Genomic DNA, 4511 nt, shown 5'->3' on the forward strand with positions numbered 1-4511 from the left:
TGGGACGGGCTCATCCGCCCCTACACCGGCTACTCGCGCGAGTTCACTGTCAACTGACGGGGACGGCCTCCGAGACACCGCTGGCCGGGAACTGGGCGGACGCCGAGCCCACCCCGGTCAGCGGACCTCCAGCTCCTGGAAGAGCACCCCATCCAGCTCCAGGCGCCCCACCGTTTCCACGAAGCGCTCGTTGGCGACGATGAGCATCCACGCCTGCCTCAAGCGGAAGAGGTCGAGCTCCGTGGGGAGCGAGGCGGCCTCCAGGACGATGGGGTCCGGGCGCTCGCGGAACTCGTTTCCGCACGTAGGACAGGGGGGCCTGCGGTTCGGCGGCAGGCAGTCGGGATGATACTGGCCTTGCGTCTGCAACTGCATCTCGAGCAGCTCGGGCGCGTGTTTGGTGCGGAACCGTATCTGGGTGGGGCAGCCCTGAAGGCCCCGCATCCCCGCTTCTCGCAGCCGCTCCAACGCCTCGCGGCGCATGTAGAGCACCCAGGGCTCTTGCATGAAAAGCTGGCCAAAGTAGCCCAACCCCGTCCCCACCAACGGGCCGAGCATTGTTCCTGGCTCGAGCCGGGTCTCCGGGGGAACCAATGGCCGAACCACCTCACGCAGTCGCTCAATTTCCTCGCGCGTTACGGGCCAGGGGTCAGACAGCTTCTTCAGCTCATGTGGAGGCAGGCTCGACAGATCCACGCATGGATATTCGACCCCCCACCCTCCTCCTGCCTTGCAGGTCGGGCAGGGCTCCACACCGGGCAGCCCCCACTTGTGCGAGGCGTTCAGGTAGCCCGTATAGCGGGGCGATGGATCCTTCGTGAGTTGATAGAACTTCATGCGCTCGTGTCTCAATGACCCGGTTGTCCAGCGACAGCAAGCCGAGAGGCGGGAAGGTCCTGGACATGTGACCCTGGAGTCTATCCTCCCCGGTCCCGGTACCTCCTGGAGGTAGAGTCCTCTGCCTCCGGAGGGCCCGCATGAACGGCACGCTGTACGAACGATTCCACACCCTGGGAGAGCGCTACCGTGCTGAACGCACGAGAACGGGCCGCCAGCAGCGGAAGGCAGGCCCTCCCCCTGAACCACTCCCCATGGGACTGGACCGCACGGCGTTCCTCCGGCTCGGTGAGGCGGGGATGTTCCGCGCGGCGCTCGACCCGGCCCTCGGGGGCGAGGGGCTCGTGGGCGCGGTGCATGCGCTCGGAGGCTTCGCGGCGGGCTCGGGCGACCTCGGGCTGGCCACCTCGCTGCTCGCGCAGCTCGTCTGCGTGCGCCTCCTGGCCCACGCCGGCACCGAGGCCCAGCGCACCCGCTACCTTCCCCGACTCCTCTCCGGCGAGTGGGTGGGCGCCATCGCCAACTCCGAGCCCCGTGCCGGCACCGACATCCTCGCCCTGCGCGCCCGCGTGGTGCCCACCGCGGACGGCCTCCGGCTCGACGCGCGCAAGTCCAGCATCACCAACGTGGGCCCCGCGGACCTGGCCATCGTCTCCGCGCGACTGGCCGGCGTGCCCGCCTCCCACGCGATGAACCTCTTCCTCGTGGAGACGGCCCTGCCCGGCGTCCACGCACGCCCGGTGACGGACCTCACGGGCCTTGGCACCTCCGCCACCGGCCACCTCCTCGCCCGCCGGGTGGTGCTGCCCGGGGACGCGCGGCTGGGCGAGCCGGGAGACGGCGTGCGGCTGTTCCGCACCACCTTCACCGAGGAGCGGCTGCTCACCGGGGTGCTGTACCTCGCGGCGGTGCGCCGCGGCCTGGAGCGCGGGCTGGCCCATGCGCAGGAGCGCCGCACCTTCGGCGAGCCGCTGGGGCGCCACCAATACATTCAGGAGCGGCTGGTGCGCATGCGCGTGGCCGAGGAGACGCTGGAGGCGCTGCTGGACTCGGCGCTCGGCGCGCTCTCCCGGGGCGAGGACGTGTTCGGCACCCTCTCCATCCTCAAGCTGCACGGCGTGGAGGCGGCGGTGGACGCGGCCCAGGGCCTCATGCGCGTGCTCGGGGGCAAGGGCCTGCGCCGAAGCGAGGGCGCCGAGGGCCTGCTGCGCGACGTGCTGTGCCTCTCCGTCTTCGGCGGCACGGTGGAGCTGCACAAGGTGGTGCTCTACAACGAGACAGTGAAGGCGCGCGGCCGGGTCCGGCCGCCCCCCGAGGAGCGGGAGTCGCTCGAGGTCCACGCCACCGACGCGCTCCCGCCCGGGCTGGAGGCGGAGCTGTGCGCGCTCGTGGCCCGCGCCTTCCCGGGAGAGCACCCGCTGACGGACCGCTACTACTACGACACGCGGCCGGACGTGGTGGTGACGGTGCGGCGCGACGGGGCGCTCGCGGGCTTCCGCGCCGTCACCTTCCGCGAGGTGCTGCTGGGAGGCCGCCCGGTGAAGGTGGCGGGCCTGGGCATCGCGGTGGCGCCCGAGCACCAGCACCAGGGCCTGGGCACCCGGCTCACCCGGCGTGCGCTGGCCCTCCTCGCCGAGCGCGGCGTGGAGCTCGCCCTCGTCTTCCTCATCACCCGCTCCGCGGAGAAGCTGCTGCGCGCCTTCGGCTTCTCCCGCCTGTCCGCCCCGGTGACGTACCTGTCGCGCGAGGACGGCCGGCTCGTCACCGAGTCCATGCCCGCCTACGGCCTGGCGCTCGGCGGCTCCGCGCTCCTGGAGGAAGTGGAGGCCCGCGGCGGGCTGCACCTCGGCGTGGGCACCTGGTAGGCCGCTCGCGGTTTGTACCGCAAACGGGTTGTTGACACCGAGCGGGCAAGCGCGTTACCTCTTGGTTTGTAACGCAAACCTGTCTGCCCACCGAGGGCGGAGGCCGCCATGTCCGAGCAACAGCTCCAGCGCATCCAATTCGTGACGACGTACTACGACTGGCTCCAGGGCCTGCGCTTCGTGCCCTTCGGGCTGGTGCAGCTCGGCTTCGCGGCATGGCTGGCCCTGCCCCAGCCGGAAGGGACGGACACCAAGGCGCGCCTGGCGGTGGCCTCGCTCGTCATGCTGGGGGGGATGCTGCTGGCCACGGGGCTCTACGCGTGGGCGGGGGCGTACTACCGGCGGCGCTTCGGAGAGGTGCGGATGAGCGCCTCCACGCGCCAGCGCATGCAGCGGGCCATTGGAGTCTCCCTGTTCGCCGGGCTCATGCTGGGGCTGCTCACCGCCTTCATCCGCAAGTCCACGCAGCTCACCGACGCGCCGCTGTCCGGCTCCCTCTTCCTCTCGGCGCTGGCCCTCGTGTGGTACTGGCACTGGAGCGGCCGCGTCGCGCACCACTACCTGGGCGTGGCCGCCGGCTTCGCCACCCTCGCGCTGCTGCATGCGATGGAGGCCAGCCCGGTGTATGCCCTGCTCCGCTCGCTGCCCTTCACCACGGACAGCCGCGCCGGGGCCGTCACCCTGGCGGGCACCTGGGGCGTGGCCGTCGTGGTGATGGGCGCGCTGGACCACCGGCTGCTCGCGCGCACGCTGGGGAACGAGCCCGAGCCGGAGAGCGAGGCGGTGCCGGAATGAAGGCCCCCTTCGAGGAGCTGGCGACGCTCGACCGGCTCATCCACGAGCCCGCGCGGCTGGCCCTGCTCACCGCCCTCACCTCGTGCGAGAGCGCGGACTTCCTCTACCTGCAACGCCTCACCGGGCTGTCCAAGGGCAACCTCTCCAGCCACCTGTCCAAGCTGGAGGAGGCGGGGTTCGTCTCGGTGGAGAAGCAGTTCAAGGGCAAGACGCCCCTCACCCGCATCGCCGTCACGGACACGGGGCGCGAGGCGGTGGAGCAGCACTGGCGGCAGCTCGAGCAGCTGCGCAGCAAGGCCCGGCGCTGGGTGCCGCAGGGCTCCGACTGAGCAGGGAGTCATTCTTCGCAGGGGGAGGGACACACCATGATCGAAGCGCGGAAGCTGACGAAGCACTACGGAGGTTTCACCGCCGTGAAGGAGGCGAGCTTCTCGGTGGCCGCCGGAGAGGTGGTGGGCCTGCTCGGCCCCAACGGCGCGGGGAAGACGACGCTGCTGCGGATGCTGGCCGGCGTGCTCACGCCCTCCGAGGGCGAGGGCCTGGTGGCCGGGGCGAGCACCGCGACGGACGCCTTCCCCATCAAGCAGCGGCTGGGCTTCCTCTCCGGGGACACGGCGCTGTCCCAGCGGCTGACGCCGCGCGAGGTGCTCACCTTCTTCGGCCAGCTGCACGAGCTGAAGGGGGCGGAGCTGAAGCGGCGCACCGAGGAGCTCCTCGCCCGCTTCGAGATGGGGCCCTTCGCGGACAAGCCGTGCGGCACGCTGTCGGCGGGACAGAAGCAGCGGGCGAACGTGGCGCGGGCGTTCCTGCATGATCCACCGGCGCTCATCCTGGACGAGCCCACCACGGCGCTGGACGTGCTCTCCGGGCGCTTCCTGCTGGACGCCATCCGCGCGGCGCGAGACGCGGGCAAGGCCATCCTCTTCTCCACGCACGTCATGGGCGAGGTGGACTACCTGTGCGACCGGGTGGTGCTGCTGCACCAGGGGCAGGTGCTCGACCAGGGCCCCAGCG

Annotated in this window: 5 protein-coding genes; 4 read left to right on the forward strand and 1 reads right to left on the reverse strand. The window is 71.3% G+C overall.

The annotated features are described in order from the left end of the window. Positions 1–117: 117 nt before the first annotated feature. Positions 118–837: a double-CXXCG motif protein gene (locus VF697_RS12285; protein ID WP_331094515.1), complete on the reverse strand. Its 720-nt coding sequence runs from the start codon at positions 835–837 to the stop codon at positions 118–120. Between the two features lie 254 nt (positions 838–1091). Here VF697_RS12285 and VF697_RS12290 point away from each other — a divergent pair, with 254 nt between their 5' ends. From VF697_RS12290 to ccmA, 4 genes are all read left to right on the forward strand, one after another. After that, positions 1092–2702 (forward strand): GNAT family N-acetyltransferase, encoded by a 1611-nt coding sequence (locus VF697_RS12290; protein WP_331094517.1) that lies wholly within the window; start codon positions 1092–1094, stop codon positions 2700–2702. A gap of 108 nt (positions 2703–2810) precedes the next feature. Then, the gene (locus VF697_RS12295) at positions 2811–3497 is read left to right on the forward strand and encodes a hypothetical protein (RefSeq protein ID WP_331094519.1); all 687 of its coding nucleotides are present in this window, start codon (positions 2811–2813) and stop codon (positions 3495–3497) included. Further along, positions 3494–3826 (forward strand): transcriptional regulator, encoded by a 333-nt coding sequence (locus VF697_RS12300; protein ID WP_331094521.1) that lies wholly within the window; start codon positions 3494–3496, stop codon positions 3824–3826. The genes VF697_RS12295 and VF697_RS12300 overlap by 4 nt, the downstream gene beginning before the upstream one ends. A 36-nt stretch (positions 3827–3862) precedes the next feature. Next, on the forward strand, positions 3863–4511 hold a 649-nt coding region (ccmA, locus tag VF697_RS12305), incomplete at its 3' end, for a heme ABC exporter ATP-binding protein CcmA (protein ID WP_331094523.1).

The organism is Archangium sp. (assembly GCF_036388035.1).
GTDB lineage: Bacteria > Myxococcota > Myxococcia > Myxococcales > Myxococcaceae > Archangium.

Coding starts and splice junctions, on each gene's coding strand:
- VF697_RS12285 (WP_331094515.1), bottom strand. CDS start 837: ATGAAGTTCTATCAACTCACGAAGGATCCATCGCCCCGCTATACGGGC.
- VF697_RS12290 (WP_331094517.1), top strand. CDS start 1,092: ATGGGACTGGACCGCACGGCGTTCCTCCGGCTCGGTGAGGCGGGGATG.
- VF697_RS12295 (WP_331094519.1), top strand. CDS start 2,811: ATGTCCGAGCAACAGCTCCAGCGCATCCAATTCGTGACGACGTACTAC.
- VF697_RS12300 (WP_331094521.1), top strand. CDS start 3,494: ATGAAGGCCCCCTTCGAGGAGCTGGCGACGCTCGACCGGCTCATCCAC.